Annotated in this window: 19 protein-coding genes; 7 read left to right on the top strand and 12 right to left on the bottom strand. The window is 71.5% G+C overall.

Annotated features, from left to right (window positions below):
• Position 1 precedes the first annotated feature (1 nt).
• The 5 genes from AB0B45_RS04775 to AB0B45_RS04755 form a co-directional block, all read right to left on the bottom strand.
• The gene (locus AB0B45_RS04775) at positions 2–2,026 is read right to left on the bottom strand and encodes an ABC transporter ATP-binding protein (RefSeq protein WP_358125312.1); all 2,025 of its coding nucleotides are present in this window, start codon (positions 2,024–2,026) and stop codon (positions 2–4) included.
• Complete coding sequence (locus AB0B45_RS04770; RefSeq protein ID WP_358125309.1) at positions 2,023–2,922, bottom strand: ABC transporter permease; 900 nt, start codon at positions 2,920–2,922, stop codon at positions 2,023–2,025. Before AB0B45_RS04770 ends, AB0B45_RS04775 begins: the two co-directional genes overlap by 4 nt.
• Positions 2,923–2,924: 2 nt before the next feature.
• Entirely contained in the window at positions 2,925–3,905 is a 981-nt protein-coding gene (locus AB0B45_RS04765) for an ABC transporter permease (RefSeq protein ID WP_358126251.1), read from the bottom strand.
• A gap of 88 nt (positions 3,906–3,993) precedes the next feature.
• Complete coding sequence (locus tag AB0B45_RS04760; RefSeq protein WP_358125306.1) at positions 3,994–6,327, bottom strand: AAA family ATPase; 2,334 nt, start codon at positions 6,325–6,327, stop codon at positions 3,994–3,996.
• 89 nt (positions 6,328–6,416) lie between these two features.
• Entirely contained in the window at positions 6,417–8,180 is a 1,764-nt protein-coding gene (locus AB0B45_RS04755) for a hypothetical protein (RefSeq protein WP_358125304.1), read from the bottom strand.
• A gap of 175 nt (positions 8,181–8,355) precedes the next feature.
• On the opposite strand from AB0B45_RS04755, the gene AB0B45_RS04750 reads away from it, so the two are divergent.
• Positions 8,356–9,876 carry an MFS transporter gene (locus AB0B45_RS04750; RefSeq protein WP_358125301.1) on the top strand — a complete coding sequence of 507 codons (1,521 nt, stop codon included), beginning with the start codon at positions 8,356–8,358 and terminating at the stop codon, positions 9,874–9,876.
• A gap of 35 nt (positions 9,877–9,911) precedes the next feature.
• Positions 9,912–10,706, top strand: a complete 795-nt coding sequence (locus AB0B45_RS04745; RefSeq protein WP_358125298.1) for a DoxX family protein — start codon at positions 9,912–9,914, stop codon at positions 10,704–10,706.
• 28 nt (positions 10,707–10,734) lie between these two features.
• On the opposite strand, the gene AB0B45_RS04740 is transcribed toward AB0B45_RS04745, so the two are convergent.
• Together AB0B45_RS04740 and AB0B45_RS04735 are read right to left on the bottom strand one after the other, a co-directional pair.
• The gene (locus AB0B45_RS04740) at positions 10,735–11,676 is read right to left on the bottom strand and encodes a DMT family transporter (RefSeq protein ID WP_358125295.1); all 942 of its coding nucleotides are present in this window, start codon (positions 11,674–11,676) and stop codon (positions 10,735–10,737) included.
• A gap of 50 nt (positions 11,677–11,726) precedes the next feature.
• On the bottom strand, positions 11,727–12,227 hold the full coding sequence (locus tag AB0B45_RS04735; RefSeq protein WP_358125293.1) for a MarR family transcriptional regulator: 501 nt from the start codon (positions 12,225–12,227) through the stop codon (positions 11,727–11,729).
• Between the two features lie 88 nt (positions 12,228–12,315).
• On the opposite strand from AB0B45_RS04735, the gene AB0B45_RS04730 reads away from it, so the two are divergent.
• Positions 12,316–12,957, top strand: a complete 642-nt coding sequence (locus tag AB0B45_RS04730; RefSeq protein ID WP_358125290.1) for an NAD(P)H-dependent oxidoreductase — start codon at positions 12,316–12,318, stop codon at positions 12,955–12,957.
• A gap of 120 nt (positions 12,958–13,077) precedes the next feature.
• Here AB0B45_RS04730 and AB0B45_RS04725 read toward each other — a convergent pair whose 3' ends face one another.
• Positions 13,078–13,809 (bottom strand): SDR family NAD(P)-dependent oxidoreductase, encoded by a 732-nt coding sequence (locus AB0B45_RS04725; protein WP_358125287.1) that lies wholly within the window; start codon positions 13,807–13,809, stop codon positions 13,078–13,080.
• A gap of 105 nt (positions 13,810–13,914) precedes the next feature.
• Between AB0B45_RS04725 and AB0B45_RS04720 the strand changes: the two genes are divergently transcribed.
• Both AB0B45_RS04720 and AB0B45_RS04715 read left to right on the top strand, forming a co-directional pair.
• On the top strand, positions 13,915–14,562 hold the full coding sequence (locus tag AB0B45_RS04720) for a helix-turn-helix domain-containing protein (RefSeq protein ID WP_358125284.1): 648 nt from the start codon (positions 13,915–13,917) through the stop codon (positions 14,560–14,562).
• Between the two features lie 91 nt (positions 14,563–14,653).
• On the top strand, positions 14,654–15,592 hold the full coding sequence (locus AB0B45_RS04715) for a MerR family transcriptional regulator (protein WP_358125281.1): 939 nt from the start codon (positions 14,654–14,656) through the stop codon (positions 15,590–15,592).
• Positions 15,593–15,619: 27 nt separating this feature from the next.
• On the opposite strand, the gene AB0B45_RS04710 is transcribed toward AB0B45_RS04715, so the two are convergent.
• Positions 15,620–16,558, bottom strand: a complete 939-nt coding sequence (locus AB0B45_RS04710) for a methionyl-tRNA formyltransferase (RefSeq protein WP_358125278.1) — start codon at positions 16,556–16,558, stop codon at positions 15,620–15,622.
• A gap of 81 nt (positions 16,559–16,639) precedes the next feature.
• Between AB0B45_RS04710 and AB0B45_RS04705 the strand changes: the two genes are divergently transcribed.
• Complete coding sequence (locus AB0B45_RS04705; protein ID WP_358125276.1) at positions 16,640–17,914, top strand: lysine N(6)-hydroxylase/L-ornithine N(5)-oxygenase family protein; 1,275 nt, start codon at positions 16,640–16,642, stop codon at positions 17,912–17,914.
• Here AB0B45_RS04705 and AB0B45_RS04700 read toward each other — a convergent pair.
• From AB0B45_RS04700 to AB0B45_RS04690, 3 genes are read right to left on the bottom strand one after another with little or no spacing between them, the layout of a single operon-like run.
• Positions 17,880–18,713 (bottom strand): ABC transporter ATP-binding protein, encoded by an 834-nt coding sequence (locus AB0B45_RS04700; RefSeq protein WP_358125274.1) that lies wholly within the window; start codon positions 18,711–18,713, stop codon positions 17,880–17,882. The two genes, AB0B45_RS04705 and AB0B45_RS04700, sit on opposite strands and share 35 nt — an antisense overlap.
• Before the next feature lie 4 nt (positions 18,714–18,717).
• Positions 18,718–19,791: an iron chelate uptake ABC transporter family permease subunit gene (locus tag AB0B45_RS04695; RefSeq protein WP_358125271.1), complete on the bottom strand. Its 1,074-nt coding sequence runs from the start codon at positions 19,789–19,791 to the stop codon at positions 18,718–18,720.
• Between the two features lie 3 nt (positions 19,792–19,794).
• Complete coding sequence (locus AB0B45_RS04690; protein ID WP_358125268.1) at positions 19,795–20,811, bottom strand: iron chelate uptake ABC transporter family permease subunit; 1,017 nt, start codon at positions 20,809–20,811, stop codon at positions 19,795–19,797.
• A gap of 141 nt (positions 20,812–20,952) precedes the next feature.
• On the opposite strand from AB0B45_RS04690, the gene AB0B45_RS04685 reads away from it, so the two are divergent.
• The gene (locus tag AB0B45_RS04685; RefSeq protein WP_358125265.1) at positions 20,953–21,963 is read left to right on the top strand and encodes an iron-siderophore ABC transporter substrate-binding protein; all 1,011 of its coding nucleotides are present in this window, start codon (positions 20,953–20,955) and stop codon (positions 21,961–21,963) included.
• Positions 21,964–21,974 lie beyond the last annotated feature (11 nt).

The following is a 21,974-nucleotide window of genomic DNA, read 5'->3' as shown; positions in this document are numbered from 1 at the left end:
CCTAGTCGGGTTGGTCGGCGTAGTGGCAGGCCACGCCATGGTCCTCGCCGAGCCGCCTGATCTCGGGCTCGACCGTCACGCAAAGGACGCGTTCGTCCTCGGTGAGGGTCATGAACAGGGGGCACCGGGTGCGGAAGCGGCATCCCGACGGCGGGTCGGCCGGGCTCGGCAGGTCGCCTTCGAGCAGGATCCGCCGCCTGGAACGTTCCTTCACGGGGTCGGGCAGCGGGACGGCCGACAGCAGAGCCTGGGTGTAGGGGTGCAGGGGCGTCCCGTAGACCTGCTCGACGCCGCCTATCTCGGCGATCCTGCCGAGGTACATCACGGCCACCCGGTCGGCGATGTGCCGTACGACGGCCAGGTCGTGAGCGACGAACAGGTAGGAGAGGCCGAGTCTGCGCCTGAGGTCGCGCAGCAGGTTGATCACGCCCGCCTGGATCGACACGTCCAGCGCGGAGACGGGCTCGTCGAGCACGACGAGCCTGGGTTCGAGCGCCAGCGCCCTGGCGACGCCGATGCGCTGGCGCTGCCCGCCGGAGAAGTCCTGCGGGTAGCGGGCCGCGTGGGTGGGGTCGAGGCCGACGAGGTCGAGCAGCTCGCGCACGCGCCGCCCCTGGTCGCGCACGCCGTGGGTGCGCAGTGGCTCGGCGAGGATGTCGTAGACGGTCATCCTGGGGTCGAGCGAGGCCAGCGGGTCCTGAAAGACGACCTGCAGGTGGCGCCGCATCGCGGCCCGTTCGCGGGCGCCGATGTCCGCCACGTCGCGGCCGAGCACGACGATCCGGCCGCCCTGCGGCCTCGCGAGCTCCAGGATCTGCATGAGCGCGGTCGTCTTGCCCGAGCCCGACTCCCCCACCAGGCCGAGCGTCTCGCCTTCGCGCAGGTCGAAGGTGATGCCGTCGACCGCGTGGACGGTGCCGACCCTGCGCCTGAACACCGCCCCCTTCATCACCGGGTAGTGCCTGACCATGCCGTCGACCGCGAGCACCACGTCACGGCTCTCGCGCGGCGGGGGCGGAGGCGGAGGCGGAGGTGGGGGCGGAGGTGAGGGCGCGGCGGCGGCGGAAAGCTCCCTCGCCCTGATGCAGGCCGCCAGGTGTCCTGGCCTGTCGACGGGCTCGAGCGCGGGCTCCGCGTCCGAGCACGCCGCGATCGCGTGCGGGCAGCGCGGCTCGAACGGGCAGCCCGGCGGGAGCGCGGCCGGCGAGGGCGGCTGCCCCTCGATCGGCACCAGCGCCCGCCGCCCGCCCTCGTCGAGGCGGGGGATGGAGGCGAGCAGCCCCATCGTGTACGGCATGCGCGTGCGGTAGTAGATGTCGTCGACCGCGCCCACCTCGACGGCCCGCCCCGCGTACATCACCAGCACCCGGTCGGCGAGCCCCGCCACCACCCCCAGATCGTGGGTGATCATGATGATCGCCGCGCCGGTCTCCCTCCGCGCGGTCTTCAGCACGTCGAGCACCTGCGCCTGGATGGTGACGTCTAGCGCGGTCGTCGGCTCGTCGCAGATGATGACGTCGGGGTCGTTGGCGATGGCCATCGCGATCACCACGCGCTGCCGCATGCCGCCCGAGAACTCGTGCGGGAAGGCCCTGGCCCGCTGCCTGGGGCTGGGTATGCCGACCAGGTCGAGCAGCTCGACGGCCCTGGCCGCGGCCTGCTCCCTGGTGACCTTCTGATGGATCCTGACCGCCTCGGCGATCTGGTCGCCCACCCGGTAGACGGGGGTGAGGGCCGACAGCGGGTCCTGGAAGACCATGGAGATCGTCCCGCCGCGCAGGCGGGTGAGCGTCCGTTCCCTGGCGCCCAGGAGCTCGGCGCCGTGCACCTTGACGGACCCCGTGACCCGCGCGTGCGGCGGCAACAGGCCCATCACGGCCAGCGAGGTCACCGACTTGCCCGAACCCGACTCGCCGACGATGCCGAGCACCTCGCCCTTGTTCACCTCGAATCCGACGCCGCGTACGGCGTGCAGGTCGCCGAAGCGCACGTGCAGGTCGCCGACCTGCAGCACGGGTGAGGTCATGAGGCCCTCGCGGCGGTGGGGTCGTAGGCGTCGCGCAGCGAGTCGCCGATGAGGTTGACCGCCAGGACGGTGACCATCAGCAGGCCCGCGGCGAACCAGAACGTCCACGGCGCGAACACGGCCGTCTTGGAGCCGTCGGCGATCAGGCTGCCGAGGGAGACGTCGGGCGGCTGGATGCCGAAGCCGAAGTAGGACAGCGTGGTCTCGGTGAGGATGGCCGCGCTCACGTTGAGCGTGGCGTCGACGATCAGCAGCGACGACAGGTTGGGGATGATGTGCCGGAAGATGATCGTCGGCGCGGGCACCCCCATGAACCTGGCCGCGCTGACGAACTCGCGTTCCTTGAGCGACACCGTCATCCCGCGCACGACCTTCGCGGTGATCATCCAGAGGAAGAGCGCGAGCATGATGACGAACAGCAGCCACGCGCCGCCCGCGAACAGCGGCGACATGATCGCCAGGATGAGGAAGCCCGGCAGGACGAGCAGCAGGTCGACCGCCCACATCAACACCCTGTCCGTCCAGCCGAGGAAGTAACCGGCGAACGCGCCGACGACCGCGGCCAGCGCGGTGGCGATGACCGCCACCAGCAGGCCGACGATCAGTGACTTCTGCATGCCGCGCAGGGTCACGGCGAAGACGTCGGCGCCGGTCTGCAGCGTGCCCCAGTAGTGGCGGGCCGACGGCGGCTGGAGGAAGGCGGTGAAGTCCTGGTCGGTGTAGGTCCAGTGGGTCAGGTGGGGCCCCGCGAAGGCCAGCACGAACATCAGCGCGAGCAGCGCGAAGCCGAGCCGCCCCTGCCGCATCCGGAAGAAGCGCCCCGCCACGACCCTGCCCCTGGAGGTCGACCTGATCCTGGCGACCTGCTCGGCCTGCTCCTCGTCCGCGATGCTCACCGTCAGGCCACCCTCACGCGCGGGTCGAGCGCCGCGGTCAGCACGTCGGACATGAGCGAGGCGGCCAGCACCGACAGCGCGGTCAGGCACGCGATGGCGGCGACGGTGTTGACGTCGCTCCTGTTGATGGAGTCGATGAGCTGCTCGCCGAGACCGTGCCAGCCGAAGATCTTCTCCGTGATCGTGGCGCCCACCAGCAGCGAGCCGAAGGTGAAGGCGAAGTAGGTGGCGGCGGGGATGAGGGCGGTGCGCAGCGCGTGCCTGGTGAGCGCGGCCCTCCTGGACAGGCCCTTGGCCATCGCGGTGCGGACGAAGTCGGCGCCCAGCACGTCGAGCATCATGTTGCGCTGGTAGCGGCTGAAGGTGGCGATGAGCGGCAGCGCCAGCGAGATCGTCGGCAGCAGCAGGTGCTTCAGCCTGTCGGTGACCTGGTCGAGGAAGTCGCCGTCCAGTCCAGGGGTGAACTCGCCGCTCACCTCGAAGACGCGCACGACCGCGTCGTTGAACGACACGCCCGCCAGGATCAGGATGTTGGCCAGCACGACGACCGGCACGGCCAGCACGACGAACGCCAACGTGGTGGTGATCCTGTCGAACCAGCCGTACTGCTTGACGGCCGCGTAGGCGCCCACGGCCACGCCGAGCAGGCTGCCGAACACGACGCCCAGGATGATGAGCCGGAACGTGACGCCCGCGCGCCGTCCGAGATCCCGGTTGACCGAGTCGCCGTCGACGGTCTTGCCGAAGTCGCCGTGGAGGACGTCACCGGCCCAGGTGACGTAGCGCTCGAACAGCGGCCTGTCGGGGTTGAGGTTGAGCTCGTCGAGCCTGGCGTCGATGACGGCGGGCGGCAGCGGCGGGTTGCGGCCCTCGTAGTTGGCGCGCGGGTCGAGGGCGCCGGCCGCCAGCATGTAGGCCAGGCTGGTGGCGACCACGACGAGCACCACGTAGTTGAGCAGCCTGCGCAGCAGGAACAGCGCCATCGTCCCCCTCTCGACGCCCACCGATCGTAGCCATATTGCTACACCATGTGATCGGCCGGTGGCCGCGAAGCGTCAAAGAGAGGTCTGCTCAGCGTCCCGAAAGCTCGTCCACGGCGGCGCGGACGTCGTCGCTGGTGATAGTGGTCAGCTCCGACTCGCTGGCTGTGTCGCCCAGCGCGGCTAGCCGTACGTCCCTGCGCATGGCCGCCCGCTCGAACAGGGATCGGGCGAAGCGCCCGTTGCCCAGGCCGTCGATGAGGCGCTCGCCGCAGACCCAGGTGAAGACCTCGTCCAGGTCGGTGCGTGCGGCCTCGTCGAAGCGGTCGCCCGAGCGCTCGGCCAGCAAAACCGCGATCTCGGCCAGCTCGCGCGGAGCGTAGCTGGGGAAGGCGACCCTCTGGTTGAAGCGGCTGGCCAGGCCGGGGTTGGTGGACAGGAACCTGTCCATCTCCCGCTCGTATCCGGCCAGGATGACGACGAGCCTGTCGCGGTCGTCCTCGGCCCGCTTGAGCAGCGTCTGCACGGCCTCGGCGCCGAAGGCGTCGCCGCCCGCGTAGCCGGGATTGACCAGGCTGTACGCCTCGTCGACGAACAGCACGCCGCCGAGCGCCCTGTCGACCAGCTCGTTGGTCTTGATCGCCGTCGCGCCGAGGTGCTGGCCGACCAGGTCTGCGCGCTGCGCCTCGACCACGTCGGGCCTGGCCAGCAGACCGAGGGCGGCGAAGATGCGGCCGATGACGCGGGCGACGGTCGTCTTGCCGGTGCCGGGCGGGCCGACGAAGACGAAGTGCCGCATCTGCGGTGGCGTGGGCAGCCCTCGCTCCTGCCGCATGCGGGCCACCTGGAGCTGGGCGGCGATGGCGTGGACCTGCCGCTTGACGGGTTCGAGCCCCGCCATGCGGTCGAGGTCGGCCAGCGCCTCCTCCAGCGTGGGTGTGGCCGCGTAGCCGCGGAAGCGGGCGGTCAGCTCGTTGAAGGCCTTGGTGACGTCGGCGACCGTCGTGGTCGTGAGGTCCTCGGTCGTCGGCGTGCCGCCCGCCCCCACCACGCGCACGTCGCGAGCCTGCGCGGCGGCCTCCACCAGGCTGCGCACGAAGCGGGCGTTGCCGAGCTCGTCGACCAGTCCGCGGCGCTGGACGTCCTCGAACAGCCCGAGCAGCGCGGGCCTGGCCTCGGGGGCGAGCCGGTCGCCGCGCCGCTTCTGCAGCAGGTCGGTGATCTCCAGCAGCTCGGCAGGCGAGTAGCTGGGGAAGCGCACCCTGGTGGCGAACCTCGACGACAGCCCGGGGTTGGAGGCCAGGAAGGTGGTCATCTCCTGCTCGTAGCCCGCCAGGATGATGATCAGGTGCTCGCGGTCGTCCTCCGCCCGCTTCAGCAGCGTCTGCACGGCTTCCGCACCGAACCTGTCGGGCTGCCCCTCGGAGGAGTTGATGAGGCTGTAGGCCTCGTCGATGAACAGCACGCCGCCCAGCGCCCTGTCGACCAGCTCGTTGGTCTTGATCGCGGTCGCGCCGAGGAACTCTCCCACCAGGTCGGCCCGCTGCGCCTCGACCACGTAGGGCGTCTCGAGGAGGCCGAACGCGTAGAAGATCTTGGCCAAGGACCGGGCGACGCTGGTCTTGCCGGTGCCGGGCGGGCCGACGAAGACGAAGTGCCTGGTCGGCCGGTCGGCGGGGTATCCGGCCTCGGCGCGCAGCCTGGAGGCCTCGATGGAGGCCGCGATGGAGCGGACCTGCTCCTTCACCGGAGCCAGGCCGATCATGCTCTCCAGCTCGGCGAGCGCGTCCTCGACCGAGATCGGCGGCGGCGCGGTCCTGTCGACCTGCTGCGGATGGCCCGGCTGGAACTCGCGCGCGCGCACCCTGACGGGCTCCTCCACCAGGTCGGCGCGGGCCCTGCGGGCCTGGACGAAGCGGTAGACGAGGATGGCGGCGGCCGCGCCGTAGGCCGCCCACACGGCGGTGCCCTCGGAGACGGGTGACAGCGCGGCGGCCAGCGCCCCGGCGGGGACCAGCGCCATCAGCGTGGTCACCCAGGGCGGCACCCAGCGGATCAGGTGCGCGCCGGCGGCGACGGGCAGCGCGAGCACCATCAGGAAGGTGGGCGCCATCGACCGCTCGACGAACAGCGCCATGAACACCGGCAGCAGGCACGCCCACCCCAGCAGCACGAGCGCGGTGGCGGCGGCGCGGGGGAAGCGCAGGGTGAGCGCGACGAAGCCGAGCAGGACGAGCGTGATCAGGAAGGTCTTGAACAGGTCCCAGCCCATCGCGGCGGCCAGTCCGACGGCGCCGACCAGGACGCCTGCGTGCATCACCCTGCGCACGGCGGGGGGAAGGTGGAAATAGCGCAGCCGTACCTGTTCAAACAGATCCCGCGCCGCGGCCCGCCCCGCAGAGCGAGTCCTGTCGGAGTCCCGCATCACGCCTCCCCGGTTCGACCCCGGTTATACCGCACGGGCGCGGGCGACGCGCTATACGGCGCGCGCGAATGCGGCGATTGGGAGAGTCGCTATCGGCGCTGGTGCCGCCCGGGGAACTCACCCACCAGGACCTGTTTGGGCGTCACGCGCAGCACGTCGGTCTCGGGGTCGGGCAGCGCCACGCCGCGCACCTCCGCCCAGAAGCGGCGGTGGAGCGGGTCGGCGGCGAACAGGGCGACGCGCGGGTCGCGCTCGGCTGCCTCCCACGCCTCGGCTCCGGCGATCAGGCGCAGCTCGCCCGAGGGGGTGACGGAGGTGACGGCGCCGACGGCCAGCGCCCTGGGGCCGCGAGCGTCGGCGCAGGCGAGCACGACCTCCCGGGAGAAGGTGAAGGCCCTCAACACCTCCGGGGTGAGCGTCACCGGCTCCCGCGCCCCCTCCATGACCGGCTCGGCCATGATCAGGGAGGTCCGCCACGGGCCAGGCGCGCCGCGCCACCAGGCCCTGAGGGCGCGCAGCACGAAGACGACGGCCACCGCGGCGAGCGCGGCCAAGGCGACCCGCCATGCCCACGTTCCCACCTGCTCGGCGCCGCGCACGAACGCCGTCATCAGGCTCGCCACCGCCGCGGCGACGCAGGCCAGCGCGGCCGTGAGCGCGAGCGCGACGGCCGCGGCCAGCCACCTGTCGGCGCGCAGCGCGCCGAGGCCCGCGAGCGCTCCCCTGTCCCGGACCCTCACCAGCAGGTACGGCACGACGAGCGCGGCCAGCCCTGCAGCGGGGTGCGCCACGACGGCGGTCGCCGCGAGCGCCGCCAGGGCCGACCACGCCCTCACCAGCACGATCCAGAGCGTGACGCCGAGGTCGCGGCGGGCGGCGCGCTCGCCGTACGCCGTCGACAGCTGGGCCAGCGCGAGCACCGGCCTGCCGCGCCATGCCTCCGACAGGACGCGGAGGGCGGCCAGCGCGGGGGCGTTGAGCAGTACGATGCCCGCGAGCCCCGCCCAGAGCGGGTCGGTGAGGGGGACGAGCAGGGAAGCGGTGTAGGCCACGACGGCGATGCCCGCCGTCGCGACCGACAGCCCGAGCCACCTGTCGCGGCCGAGCATGACGGGGACGGTGGACCAGATCCGCACCCTGCGCGCCTGGCGGACCGTCAGCGCGCCCACCAGGACGAGGGCGATGACCCCCGCCAGGCCGAGCGGCACGTCGGGGACGGGACCCGTGACCACGAGCGCGCCCGAGACCGCGGTGGCGACGGCGGGAAGCAGGCGGGCCTGGCGCGACCAGACCTCGAGGGCGCGCCGCGCCCTTCCCGTCTCGCGCGGGTCGATGCTCCAGGCGGGGTCGTGGTGGGCCCGCGGAGGGTCCCATCGCAGCAGGGCCAGCCCGTAGTTGACGCGTGCGAGCGTGTGCTCGCCGTTCCTGCGCAGGGCGGCCAGGTAGGCGGCCTCCGCTCGCCGGTGCTCGCCGCGCAGCAGCGCCAGGTCGCCCGCCATGGCGTGCGGCTCGGGCTCCTCGGGGGCGAACCTGGCCGCCGCCGCGATGCTGTCCGCGGCCTCGCGCCAGCGTCCAGGGACGCGGCGCAGCGCGACGCCGAGCCGCAGCCGGGCGTGCCACGAGCCGGGAGCAAGGCGCGCGGCCTCCTCCGCCTCCCGTACGGCCTCGGCGTCGTTGCCGAGCCGTTCGAGCGCGAGGCTGGCCAGGCGGTGGGCCCACTCGTGGGCTGGATCGAGAGTGACGGCCCGGCGGGCGGCGGTCAGCGCGGCCTCGGGCCGGTCGGCGGACAGATGGGCGAGAGCGACGGCGCGCAACCCGGCAGCGGAATCCGGGTCCTCGCCGTCGCTCCCCACCGCTCCATGATCCGTTCGCCCACGTTATCGCGATAGATCAGGACATATTGCTGTATCTCTCTAGAGAGGTGCATGCACGCCACGTGATCAGTCGATACGGGTGTGCGACGTACCGGACATCGCCTAAGCTGCCACGCATGTTCCATGACCGAGCCGAACCCGTCATGGACGCCGCATGACGATCCTGCAGAGCGCACCAGGTGTGCGGCGGGCCGAGGGTATGCGCGTGGCCAACCGTTGGTCGATCCTTGTCCTGCTCTGTCTCAGCCTGCTCCTCATCACCGTCGACGCAACGGTCCTGCACATCGCCGTCCCCGCGCTGACGGCGGCGCTGGAGCCGTCCTCCGTCGAGCTGCTGTGGATCATAGACGCCTATTCGCTGGTCGTCGCACCTCTCCTGATCATGTTCGGCACGCTCGGCGACCGCCACGGCCGCAAGCGCCTGGTCCTGTGGGGATACGCGGTGTTCGGCCTGGCCTCGGCGGCCGCCGCGTTCGCGCCGACGCCGCTGACGCTGATCCTGGCCAGGGGCCTGCTCGGCGTGGGCGGCGCGATGATCATGCCGGCCACGCTGTCCATCATCCGCCAGGTCTTCACCGACCGGCGCGAGCGGGCGATCGCGCTGGGGGTCTGGAGCGCGGTGGCCGCCGCGGGCGCGGCCGTCGGCCCGCTCCTCGGCGGGCTGCTGGTCGAGCACTTCTGGTGGGGCGCGGTCTTCCTCATCAACGTGCCCATCCTGCTGGCGCTGCTCCCCGCCGCCCGGCGCCTGCTGCCCGAGTCGAGGGAGCGGACGAGCCGTCCATGGGACGCGACCAGCGCCGTCCTGTCCGTGCTCGGCATCCTGGCCGTCGCCTTCGGCCTCAAAGAGGCGGGTTCGGGCCACCTGGGCGCCCTGGTCGTCCTGCTGTCGGGCGCGGGCCTGCTCTTCTGGTTCGTACGGCGGCAGCGGCGCCTGCCCCATCCCCTGCTCGACGTCGGCCTCTTCAAGGACAGGGCGTTCGCCACCGGCGTGGCAGGCGTGCTGTTCGGCGTCTTCTCCCTGGTCGGGCTGCAGCTCATGCTCGCCCAGTACCTCCAGCTCGTCCTCGGCGACAGCCCGCTGGGCGCCGCGCTCAGGATGCTTCCCCTGGTCCTGTCGGCGATCGCCGGAGGTCTCGCCGCCGCGGCGGTGCTGCGCAGGATCGGCATGCGCGCCACGATGAGCGGCGGCCTCGCGCTGGTGGCGGTGTCACTGACGCCGACGCTGGCGTGGGGGGTGGAGCCTCACTCGTTCCTGCTGGCGATCTGCTTCGTCGGCGTCGGCTTCGGGCTGCAGGTGGCGCTGCTCGCCGCCTCCGACACGATCATGTCGGCCGCGCCGGAATCCAGAGCCGGCGGCGCGGCCGCGATCGAGGAGACCGCCTACGAGCTCGGCGCGGGCCTCGGGGTCGCGGTCCTCGGCACGATCACCGCGGTCGTCTACGCGCCGGGCGTGCCCGTCGTCAACGGGGTGCCCGCGCAGGGGATGGAGCAGGCGCGGCAGTCGATGGCCGCCGCCGCGCACGTGGCGCGGCAGACGGGCGGCGACGCCGGGGCCACGTTGCTCGAGGCCGCGCGGTGGGCGTTCGTCCACGCGCTGCACACGACGATCATCGTCAGCGTCGTGCTGCTCGCAGCCACCGCGGCCGCCGTGGCCCTGCTCATCCGACGCGACTGAGGTTTGGAATGACCCGATCAGGTCACAGGAATACCGTGAGACGGACCCTCCACGATCTCGCCACGCTCGCCGCCCGCGTAGGGGTCGGCGGCCTCTTCTTCGCCAACGGCTGGCACAAGCTCGAAGTGGGCCTCACCGCCACCGGCACCCAGTTCGCCGCACAGGGCGCGCCGGCGCCCGGCGCGTGGGCCGCGGTCACCATGCTCACCGAGCTGATCGGTGGCGCGCTGCTGGTGGCCGGGCTGTTCACGCCCGTGATGGGGCTGGTGCTGTTCGCGGAGACGCTGGCCGTGTTCCTGATCGCCAGGCCGCTGAACCCGATCGACACCAACCTGATCGTGGCGCTGGGCGCGGCCTCGGTGCTGCTGGCCGTGACCGGCGCGGGACGGATCTCGGTGGACCACATGGTGGTGATCAGGCGCAGGGACGCGCAGGCGGCCGACGAGTTCGCCGCGGACAACGAGGCCGACGACGTCATCGCCTCGCTCCGCGACCCCGAGGCCTTCCGCGATCCCGAGGCCCACCGCGAACCCGAGACCTTCCACGAGCCCGGCACGGGCGAACCTGACCCTCCCCCGCCGCCGCCGCGCAAGCCCGGCTCCGGCGCTCCGCCATCGGGGAAGCCCGACCCCGGCGCCCCGCCATCGGGGAAGGACCAGGACGGCGGGCCCGGTGAGGACACGGCGCCACATCCGCGGCCGCCGGCCCCGGGGCCCGAGCCCTCGGAGCCGCCGCTGCCGGGCGACACGCTCGTGGCGGGCAGGAAGACCACGAGCACCGCCAGGGGCGGGCGCGGCAGGTCGAGAAAGGCCGCCGACCCGGCAGAGTGAACCAGGCCGGCGCGGACCGCGCCCCCTGTCAGGTTCTGATGGGTTCGCCCTCGGCGACGGGGGCCGAAGGGGCGCGGCTCAGGCGGACCAGGCCCTGGGTCATCGCGATGGCGAGCAGGATCACCAGCGCGCCCACCGGCTGGTTCCACGTGATGCTCTCCCCCAGCACGACCACACCCGAGGCGGCGGCGACCACCGGCAGCAGGTAGGTCACCGTCGAGGTGGTGGTCACGCCCGCCCGTGCCTGCACGCCGTACAGCAGCAGGTAGGCGATGCCGGTGCCGAGACCGCCGAGGCCGAGCATGCTCCACCAGACGGCGGGCGGCGCGGAGAGGTCGACCAGCGCCACCCCCGCCAGTGAGGTGATCACCGCGAGCTGGAGCGTGCCGCTCAGCAGCTGCCCCGCGGCGAGGACGACGGGCGCCTCCGTGCGGCGGCCCGTGACGAAGCGGCCGAGATAGGAGCCGCCGATGCCGTAGCAGAGCGCCGCGCCGAAGCAGGCCAGGCTGCCGCCGAACTGGCCGCCGTCCATCGGCTGCCATACCCCGAGCACCACCATCACGCCCGCGAACCCGAGACCGAGCCCCGCCATCCTGCCGGCGTTCGGCTTCTCCGCCCGCAGCAGCAGCGTGAAGGCGAGCGTGCACAGCGGGGTGGTGGCGTTCCAGATCGCGGCCACGACCGACGAGACGTACTGCTCGCCGTACGCGAAGAGGGTGAAGGGCAGCGTGGTGAGCACCACGGAGGCCACCTGGAAATGGCCCCAGAGGCGGGGGTCGCGCGGCAGCGACCTGCGACTGACGGCCAGCGCGACCAGCAGGGTCAGCGCGCCGATGGCCATCCGGCCGAACGAGACCTGGAGGGGATGCAGTACGCCGACGGCCACCTTGATGAAAAAGAAGCTGTTGCCCCAGATGAGGGCGAGGAGGAGGAAAGCGGGCAGCCAGCGGCCCACGGGGGTGCTCTTCACGAGGTCAGGAGCGTACTCGTGAGCCTCGCGAGGGACGTAGGGATATATCCCTATTTGTCCGCAGCGGCCGCCGCGACCACGCAGGCGTCGCGCTCGTCGCCACCGCCGGCCAGGTAGTGGGCGGTGACGCGCTGGAGCATGTCGCGGAAGCGCTGACGCTCGTCGGCGTCGAGCGAGCCGAGCACGTGGTCGTCGACCTGGCGCAGCATCTGGGTCGCCTCACCCAGCCTGGCCCTGCCCTGGTCGGTGGCGACGATGATCCTGCTGCGCCTGTCATTGGGGTCCGGCATGCGCTCGACCAGGCCCGCGGCCACGAGCTGGTCGACCAGGTAGACCATCACCGTGCGGTCGAGGCCGAGCTGCTTGGCCATGTCGATCTGGTTGCGGGCGCAGCCGTTGACGGCCGCGTTGACCACCATGTAGCCGCGCTGCGTGCCGGGGAAATCGGCGAGCGCCCGCTGTGAGCACGTCAGATGGGCGTGGAAGACCTGACCGATGAGCCATCCCATCGTCTCGTCGAGTCCGGCGGGAAGCTCGCGATCAGTCTTCATGGTCGGATTCTACGTCACTTGACAGATAAGCTGTTGGACAGACAATCTGTTCTACAGATTATCTTGCCAACCGATGAAAGGGTCAGCCATGACTCACCTGCTGCACATCGACGCGTCCGCCGTAGCCAGCGGATCGGTCTCGCGGGACGTGGCCGAAACGTTCAGGGACGCGTGGGAGGGCACCGTCACCTACCGCGACCTGGGCGCGCGGCCGATCCCGCACCTCACGGCCGCCGGCATCAGCGCCCGCTTCGCGCCCGCCGCGGACCACGACGCCGAGCAGGCGACGGCCGCCTTCCTGCAGGACGGGCTCGCCAGGGAGCTGGAGGAGGCCGACACCTACCTGTTCGCGGTGCCGATGTACAACTACGGCGCGCCCTCGACGTTCAAGGCGTGGCTGGACCAGGTCATGATCCCCGGCAGGACCTTCGGGATGACGCCGGCCGACAGCCCCGTCGCGGGGCGGCCCGCGACGCTCGTCCTGTCGCGCGGCGGCGCGTACGGCCCCGGCACGCCGAAGGAGGGCTGGGACTTCGTCGACCCCTACCTGCGCAAGATCCTGACCGAGGTGTTCGGTCTCGACCTGCGCGTCATCACCGCCGAGCTGACGCTGGCAGACTCCAACCCCGCGATGGCACCGTTGCGCGAGGCCGCGGCCGCCTCACAGGCCGCCGCGCACACCGCCGCCAGGGACCACGCCAGGAAGCTCAGCGCGAGAGCCCTCGTCTGACCGCACGGGCCTCCGCCGGGCGCCGTGCGCCTCGGGGTTCAGGGAGCCCGAGGCGCACAGCGCCGTGGCTCCGCGGGTCGGCCCTCACCCGCCGCGCCGGACCACTCCCCCGTCCCGGTCTCAGGCGAAGGCGCTGAACGTCGCCTCGGCACGGTCGCGTGCCGAGTACAGCTCCCAGGCGGTGTCGGCGATGGCGTCCGGGTCGAGGGACTTGTCGCCCACGTCGCCGAACCGTTCCGGCTGGGACTTGACCAGCTGGTAGATGTCCCCGCGCTCGATGAGCCCGCCGATGGTCAGGGTTCCGGCATAGATCCCCATCTCGGCCAGCCCGGCGTTGAGGGTCAGGGCGTAGTTGCGCAGCGCCGCCGAGGAGACCGCCAGGTTGCCGAGGAAGGGCATCGGCACGACAGCGCTGAGCCCGCTCGCGAACAGCAGGCCGCCCACGCCCCGCTCGATCATGCCGGGCAGCACCTTGCCCACCACGTCGATGGCCGGGTACACCCAGCTCATCGCCTCCTGGACGGCGGCGGTGTCCGTCTGGATGATCGGCTTGGGATGGGAATCCGGATCGGTCGCGCCAGGACCGTAGTAGACCAGGTCGATGCTTCCGTAGCGCTCGGCGACGGCGTCCAGCACGGACAGCAGCTGGTCGCGGTCGCGCACGTCGGCGGTGAAGGAGCCGGCCTGGATCCCCTCCTCGGCCAGGGACGAGACGTATGCGGCGTGCCGGGTGTCGCTGCGGGAGACCAGGGCCACGGTGTAGCCCTCGCGGCCGAAGCGATGGGCGATGGACATGCCGAGCCCGGGGCCGACCCCGATGACGACGGCGGTCTTGCGCGTGGAAATGGACACAGTGCTGCCTTCCGAGTCGCGTTCCAAAGTAACTTGAGGTGACCCTCAAGTTGTGTCGACGGTATCATGAATTTGAGGGTGCCCTCGAGTTCGGTGGATGGAGCCATGGCGACTGGAGCGAGACCACTGCGGGCCGACGCCGCGCGCAATCGGGACAAGCTGCTGGTCACCGCCACCCAGCTGTTCGGCGAGCGAGGCCTTGACGTACCCCTGGAAGAGATCGCCCGCGGAGCCGGAGTGAGCATCGGCACGCTCTACAACCACTTCCCCACGCGGCAGGCGTTCTTCGACGCGATCTTCCCCGAGCGGCTGGCGGCCCTGGACCGGATCGCCGCCGCGGCGCTGGCCGACCCCGACCCCTGGGACGGATTCGTCGGCTTCCTCGAAGGGCTCTTCGCCCTGCAGGCCGAGGATCACGGGCTCAACGACGCGCTGGCCAGGCGGTTCCCGGTGACCGCCGAGGTGAGCGACGCCTGCCACCGCGGATTCCAGCACGTTGATCAGATCGTCAGGCGCGCGAAGGACGGCGGGCGGCTGCGCGCCGACTTCGAGCCGCAGGACGTGGCCACCCTGGTGTGGGCGATGTCGCAGGTGATCAGGGAGTCGATGGCGGTGGCGCCGCAGGCGTGGCGGCGGTGCCTGGCGTTCTTCCTGGACGGGCTGCGGGCCGACGCCGCTCACCCCATCACGGTGCCGGTGCTGACGCAGGGGCAGCTGGACGAGGTCATCCAGGCCTCGGCGAACCGGGTTTGAGGTCTGCTCCGCGGCTGCGGTGCCGTCGGTTCGCCGCCGCCAGGCGGGTGGGCTTGAGTCTCCATCAGGGGGAGACGCGAGAGTGAGCGGCATGGAAGGCGACACGCTCTACTCGATCGGTGACCTGGCCCGACGGACCGGGCTGACGGTCAAGACCATTCGGTTCTACTCCGACCGCGGGATCGTGCCGCCGATCGGCCGCAGCCCGGCCGGCTACCGCCTCTACGGCATCGACGCCGTCGCACGCCTGGACCTCGTGCGGACGCTGCGCGACCTGGGACTGGACCTTCCCACGATCCGGAAGGTCGTGGACAGGGAGGTCTCGCTTCCCGAGGTCGCCGCGGCGCACGCCGAGGCACTGGCGGTGCAGATCCGCACGCTGCGCCTGCGGCGCGCGGTGCTGACGGCGGTGGCCAGGCGCGGGTCCACCCCTGAGGAGATGGAGCTCATGCACAAGCTGGCCAAGCTTTCCGAGGACGAACGCCGACGTCTGATCGGCGATTTCCTCGACACCGCCTTCGGCGGCCCCGACGCCGACGCCGCCTTCGCGGGGATCAGGCGCTCGATGACCCCCGAACTGCCCGACAACCCCGAGCCCGAGCAGGTCGAGGCGTGGGTGGAGTTGGCGGAACTGTCCCAGGACCCGGATTTCCGCGCCAGTGTGCGGCGCATGGCCGAGCACCATGCGGCCGAGCGCGCCCAGGGCGACACCACGCTGCTGCGCCGCGATTCCGCCGCGATGGTCCGCGACCACGCCGGCCCCGCCCTGGCGGCCGGCGTCGACCCGGCCTCGCCGCAGGCCGATCCGGTCGTCGCGGCGGTCACGGCGCAGTACGCGCACGTCTTCGGCCGCCCCGACGACCTCGGCCTTCGGCGCCGGCTGTTGACCCGGCTGGAGAGCGCGAACGACCCGCGCAGGGAGCAGTACCTGCGGCTGCTCGCGGTGATCAACGGCTGGCCGGCCCCCGAGAGCCTGGCACCGGTCTTCGACTGGTTCATCCAGGCCTTGCGCGCCCGCATACCGGGGTAGCCGGTCCCGCTCGAGCGAAGGGCCCCGTCAGCGGAGGTAGCCGCCCATCGTCTTGAAGATCTCGGTGGCGGGCAGGTCGAGGTCGTCGTCGGTGCGGACCCGCTCGATCACCAGGCCGTGGCCGCGACCGCGGCGGGCGTCGGCGCCTGCGACGATGACCACGCCGTCGCCCTCGCGGATGAACACCCTGCCGGGCGTGCCGCCGTACCTGCCCGTGGAGACCGACGCCTTCACCACTCTGAGCCGCGCGCCGTTGTAGTGGGTGAACGCGTTGGGGTAGGGGTCGGACTGGGCGCGGACCAGCCTGGCGATCTCTTCGGCGGTCCAGGTCCAGTCGATCCGGCTGTCCTCTATCGCGCGCTTGTGGAAGAAGCTGGCCTTGGTCCTGTCCTGGGGCGTCCAGTCCGTGCGCCCCGAGGCGATCAGTTCGAGCGACTCGGCGACGATGGGCCCGATCAGGTCGACGGTGCGGTGGAACAGGTCGGTGGCGGTGTCGTCGGGCCCGACGGGTACGGCTCGCTGGAGCACGATGTCGCCCGCGTCGAGTTCGGCGTCCATCATGTGCGCGGTGACGCCGACCTCCTTCTCGCCGTTGATGAGCGCCCAGATGATCGGCGAGAACCCGGCGTAGGCGGGCAGCAGCGAGTCGTGCACGTTGAGGGTGCCGTGGCGGGGCAGCGCGAAGATCTCCGGCGGGATCCAGGTGCGCCAGTTGTTGGCGACGATGAGGTCGGGGTCGGCCTCCTTGAGCTTGACCATCAGTTCGTCGTCGTCGGGCCTGTTGCGCAACAGCACGGGGACACCGTGCTCCTCGGCGAGCTCGGCGACCGAATCACTCCAGATCCGTTCGTACGCGTGCTCGCTCTTGGGATGCGTCACGACGAGGGCGACCTCGTGGCCCGAGTCCAGCAGCGCTCGTAGCGTGCGGTGGCCCCAGGTCTGGTAGCCGAACATCACGACCCGCATGGCGTCTCCTTGTAGGGGGGATCGGAACGAGTTAGGCTCCCCTTAATTAGGTCAGGCTAACCTAACTACGAAAGGTCATCAATGCCCCCGTCGGAGCAGCGCGTCCACGATCTCGTGGGCATCGGTTTCGGTCCCTCCAACCTCTCTCTGGCGATCGCATTACGCGAACACGCTCCGGTCGACGCCGTGTTCTTCGAGAAGCAGCCGGCCTTCGGGTGGCATCGCGGCATGCTGATGGAAGGCACGACGATGCAGGTGTCCTTCCTGAAGGACCTGGTCACCATGCGGAATCCGGCCAGCGAGTTCAGCTTCCTGAGCTACCTGCGCGAGAAGGACCGGCTCGTCGACTTCATCAACCACAAGACGATGTTCCCCTCGCGGCTGGAGTTCCACGACTACCTGGAGTGGGCGGCGGCCCCCTTCGCCGACCAGGTGGAGTACCGCTCCGAGGTCGTCGCGCTCACCCCGGTGACCGTCGACGGCATGGTCGAGTACCTCGACGTGGTCGTACGGCAGGGCGGCTGCTCCGACGAGCTGACGACCAGGAGGACCAGGAACGTGGTGATCGCCGCGGGCCTGGAACCGGTCCTGCCGCCCGGCGTGGTGAGCGGCGAGCGCGTCTGGCACAGCGAGGAACTCCTCGACCGGCTGCCGTCGCTGCGCGACCCGCGGCGGGTGGTCGTGGTCGGCGCGGGGCAGAGCGCGGCCGAGGTGACCGACCACCTGCACAGCACCTTCCCCGACGCGGAGGTGTGCGCGGTCTTCGCCAAGTACGGCTACACCCCGGCCGACGACAGCTCGTTCGCCAACCGGATCTTCGACCCCGCCGCCGTCGACCACTTCTACACCGCCCCCGACGCCGTGAAGCGGCGGCTGCTGGACTACCACGCGTCCACCAACTACTCGGTGGTCGACCTGGAGCTCATCGACGAGCTCTACCGGCGGCACTACCAGGAGAAGGTGCGCGGCGTGGAGCGGCTGCGGATCTTCAACGCCTCCCGTGTGGCCGAGGTCGCGGAGGGGCCCCGGGTCACGGTGGAGTTCCTGCCGACGGGAGAGCGCACGGTCCTGGACGCCGACCTCCTGGTCTACGCGACCGGCTATCGGCCCGGCGATCCGCTGACGCTGCTGGGCGAGGCGGGCGAGCACTGCGTGCGGCTGCCAGGGGGCGGCCTGCGCATCGAGCGTGACTACCGCGTCGCCACCACGGAGGCGATGCGCTGCGGCATCTATGTGCAGGGCGCCACCGAGCACACGCACGGCATCACCTCCACGCTGCTGTCGAACACCGCGGTGCGGGTGGGCGAGATCGTGAGCTCGATCACCCGCGAGCGCTCGTACGCGGGCCGGAGCTGACGACGCCGGCGTGGTGGCGGCCGATCGGGATGATCAGCGGGGTTCCGCTGACCGGGTCGGCCGCCACCTGGCAGCGCAGGCCGAAGACGTGCTCGACCAGCTCGGCGTCCATCACCTCGGCGGGCGGCCCCTCGGCGACGATCTGACCCGCCTTCATCACGATCACCTGGTCGGCGTACCTGCACGCCTGGTTGAGGTCGTGCAGGACCATGACGACGGTGCGGCTCTGGTCGCGGTTGAGGTCGACGACCAGATCCAGCACGTCGATCTGGTGCGCCAGGTCGAGGAACGTGGTCGGCTCGTCGAGCAGCAGCACGGGCGTGCCCTGGGCGACCGCCATGGCGATCCAGGCCCGCTGCCGCTGGCCGCCGGACAGCTCGTCGAGCGGCCGGTCGGCGTGTTCGAGCATTCCCGTGGCCACCAGGGCCTGGGTGACCGCGTCCTGGTCGGCCGACGACCACTGCCGCCACCAGGTCTGGTGCGGCGACCTGCCCTGCCCGACGAGGTCGGTGACGGTCAGCCCCTCGGGGGCGACGGGCGACTGCGGCAGGATGCCCAGCCGCTGGGCGACCTGGCGGGTCGGCATGGTGTGGATGGCGCGGCCGTCGAGGTGCACGGCGCCTTCGCGCGGGGACAGGAGCCTGGCCAGGGCGCGCAGCAGCGTGGACTTGCCGCAGGCGTTCGCGCCGATGATGGCGCTGATCTTCCCCGGTGGCACCTCCAGGTCCAGGCCGTCGACGACGACGCGGTCGTCATAGGCGAGCTTCAGCCCGCTGGCCCGCAGCGACGGGTGTGTCACGTGTTCATCCTCCAGTGCCCATGCGGTTGGCCCGGGCGAGTTGCCACAACAGGAACGGCGCGCCGAGCACTCCCGTCACCACCCCGACGGGCAGGACGGAGTCGGCCATGAGCCGCTGGCTGATCAGGTCGCCGGCCAGGACGATCGTCGCTCCGGCGAGGGCGGCGGCGGTGGCGGGCGGGGCGGCGGCGCGGGACATGCGCTGGGCGATCTGGGGCGCGGCCAGCGCGACGAACAGGATCGGTCCCGCGGCGGCGGTGGCGAAGGCGGCCAAGGCGGCGCCGCACAGCAGGAGGGCCAGGCGGGTGCGCTGCACGGGGGTGCCGAGCCCTCCCGCCACCTCGTCGCCCAGGCGCAGCGTCCGCTGCAGCCGTACGAGCAGGAGCACCACGGGGAGCAGGACGGCCAGCGCCGCGGCGAGCGGCCCGGCCTGCGCCCATCCCCTGTCGTTCAGGTTGCCGACCAGCCAGCCCAGGACCTTGTGCGCCTGGTGGAGCTCGGCCCTGCTCAGCAGGTAGGAGGTGAGGCTGCCGCACATCCAGCTGATGCCGATGCCCACCAGCACGATCCGGTAGCCGGTGGTGCCGCGCTTCCAGGCCAGCAGGTAGATCAGCAGCCCGGTGGCGACGGCGCCGGCGAGCCCGAGCCCCTGCAGTCCGAGGCCCGTGCCCAGGCCGAGCACGATGCCCGCGGCGACGGCGGCGCCGGCCCCCTGGGTGATGCCGAGCATGTCGGGGCTGGCCAGGGGGTTGCGGGTGACGGCCTGGAAGATGGCGCCGGACAGTCCGAAGGCGGCGCCCGCCAGCAGGCCCACGACCGCCCTCGGCAGGCGCAGCTCCCGGACGACGAACCGGTCGGCGCGCTCGCCCTCTCCCCACAGGGCGCGCACGACGGCGGCGGGCGAGATGGAGTAGTCGCCCGCGCCCACGCTCACGGTCAGGCAGAGGGCGGCGAACACGACGAGGGCGAGCACGAGCCAGGTCAGCACGAGCCGGGGACGCAGCACGCCGGAGACCGCGGGCTTGCCGGCGCGGAAGGCCAGGCGTCCGCGGGAGCGGGTCAGGTGGAGTCCGGACATCGGCTACAGCTCCGCGAGCCTGCGGCGGCGGACCATGGCGATGAAGAACGGGGCACCGAGGAAGGCTGCCATCAGGCTCACGTCGAGCTCGGTGGGACGCACGACGACGCGGCCGAGGATGTCGGCCACGAGCAGCAGGCACGGCGCGAGCAGCATGGAGGCGGGCAGCAGCCGGCGGTGGTCGGGGCCTGTGATCATTCTCACCACGTGCGGGACGACGAGCCCGACGAAGACGATCGGCCCCGTGACGGCCACCGTCGCCCCGGTCAGCACGGTGACGGCGAGCGCGCCGCGCAGCCGTACCAGGACGAGCTTGCGGCCCAACGCGGCGGCGACGTCGTCGCCGAGGGAGAGGCTGTTGAGCGCGGGCGCGGTGCTCAGCGCCAGCAGCGTGCCGAAGGCGAGGAACGGCAGGACCATCAGCAGCGTCCGGCCGTCGTGGCCGGTCAGCGAGCCCGCCGACCAGTACCTGTAGCGGTCCAGGGCCTCGGCGTCGGTCAGCGCGATGCCGCCGGTCAGAGAGTCGAGCAGGTAGGTCACGGCCACGCCGGCCAGCGCGAGCTTGACCGGGGTGGCGCCGCCCCTGCCCCTGCTGCCCAGCAGGTAGACCGCGACGCTCGCGACCGCGGCGCCGCCGAAGGCGAACCAGATCGAGGACGGCAGCCCGCTCACGCCGAGCGCGGCCGCGGCGAGCACGATGCCGAACGCGGCGCCCGCGCTCACGCCGAGCAGCCCGGGGTCGGCCAGCGGGTTGCGGGTCAGGCCCTGCATGAGCGCTCCCGCGAGGCCGAGGGCCGCGCCGGCCAGGACGGCGACCAGGGTGCGGATCAGCCTGGTCCCGGCGACTATGGCCGTGACCTCGGGGTCGACGCCTTCGGGGTCGACGAGGGCCGTCCAGACCTGGTCCAGTGAGATCGCCCTGCTGCCGATGGCCAGGGACAGCGTGCAGAGCACGAGCAGGACGCCCGCGCTCGCCGCGATCAGGAGCGGACGCTGCGCCGCGGTTTTCTGCTGTGTCACGAAGATCCGTTCTAGCCGTCTTTTTAGGTTAGGCATACCTCACTAAAGCCGCCTGCGCAAGACTTTTCAGGCGTTTGAAGATAGGTAAGGCTTACCTTAGTCTGCGTGCCGGTGACACTCCAGATCCGGAAGAGGAAAACCATGTCCAAGCGTCTCTCGACGGTGCTCGCCGCACTGGCGCTGACCGTCGCCGCCGGCTGCGGCACCTCCAGCCCCCCAGCCAGTACGGCGGCGCCCGCGCCCGCTCCGTCCGCCCCGCCGTCCGGAGCGGCCTTCCCTGTGAAGGTCGAGCACCTCTACGGCACGACCGAGATCGCCAAGAGACCCGAGCGGATCGTCACCATCGGTCTCAGCGACCACGAGCCCGTCCTCGCGCTGGGCTTCAAGCCGGTCGGCGTCGTGGACTGGTTCCAGCGCAGCCCGTTCTCCGACTGGCCGTGGGCCAAGGAGAAGTGGGGCGGCACCGAGCCCACCGTGCTCGGCCTGCGCGAGGACGGCGTCAAGTTCGAGAAGCTGGTCGCGCTCAAGCCCGACCTGATCTTCGCTATGTACTCGGGCATCCAGAAGGAGCACTACGACAAGCTGTCGCAGATCGCTCCCGTCGTCGCCCAGCCGAAGGGCTACGACCCCTACGCCGCCCCGTGGCAGGAGATGACGCTGCTGGCGGGCCGCGCGCTGGGCGAGGAGGCCAGGGCCAAGGAGCTCATCATCGGCATCGCCAACACGTTCGCGAAGGTCCGCGCGGACCACCCGCAGTGGAAGGGGCAGACGGCGGTGGCCGCCGACAGCTTCAAGGCGGGGCAGTACTCGGCCTTCCAGAAGGGCGATCCCAAGTCGGCGTTCCTGGCCGAGCTCGGCTTCACCATCCCCGAGCGGATCACCGAGCGGGCGGGCAAGTCCAACGTGGCCGAGTTCGGCTCCGAGGGCCTGAACCTGCTGGAGGTCGACCGCCTCGTCTGGCTCACCACAGGCAAGGAGCCGTGGGAGCGGATCAGGAACGACAGCGTCTACAAGGAGCTGAAGGTCGCCAAGCAGGGCCGCGACCTCTTCCTGACCTACCAGGACCCGCCGATCGGCGCGGCGCTGTCCTTCAACACGGTGCTCAGCATCCCCTACGCCATCGACCAGGTCGTCCCGCTTCTCGAGAAGTGACGTGAAAGGCA

The sequence above is a fragment of the Nonomuraea sp. NPDC049152 genome (genome assembly GCF_040648355.1).
In the GTDB taxonomy this organism is placed as follows: domain Bacteria; phylum Actinomycetota; class Actinomycetes; order Streptosporangiales; family Streptosporangiaceae; genus Nonomuraea.
This window is presented reverse-complemented; position numbering and strand designations above follow the sequence as displayed.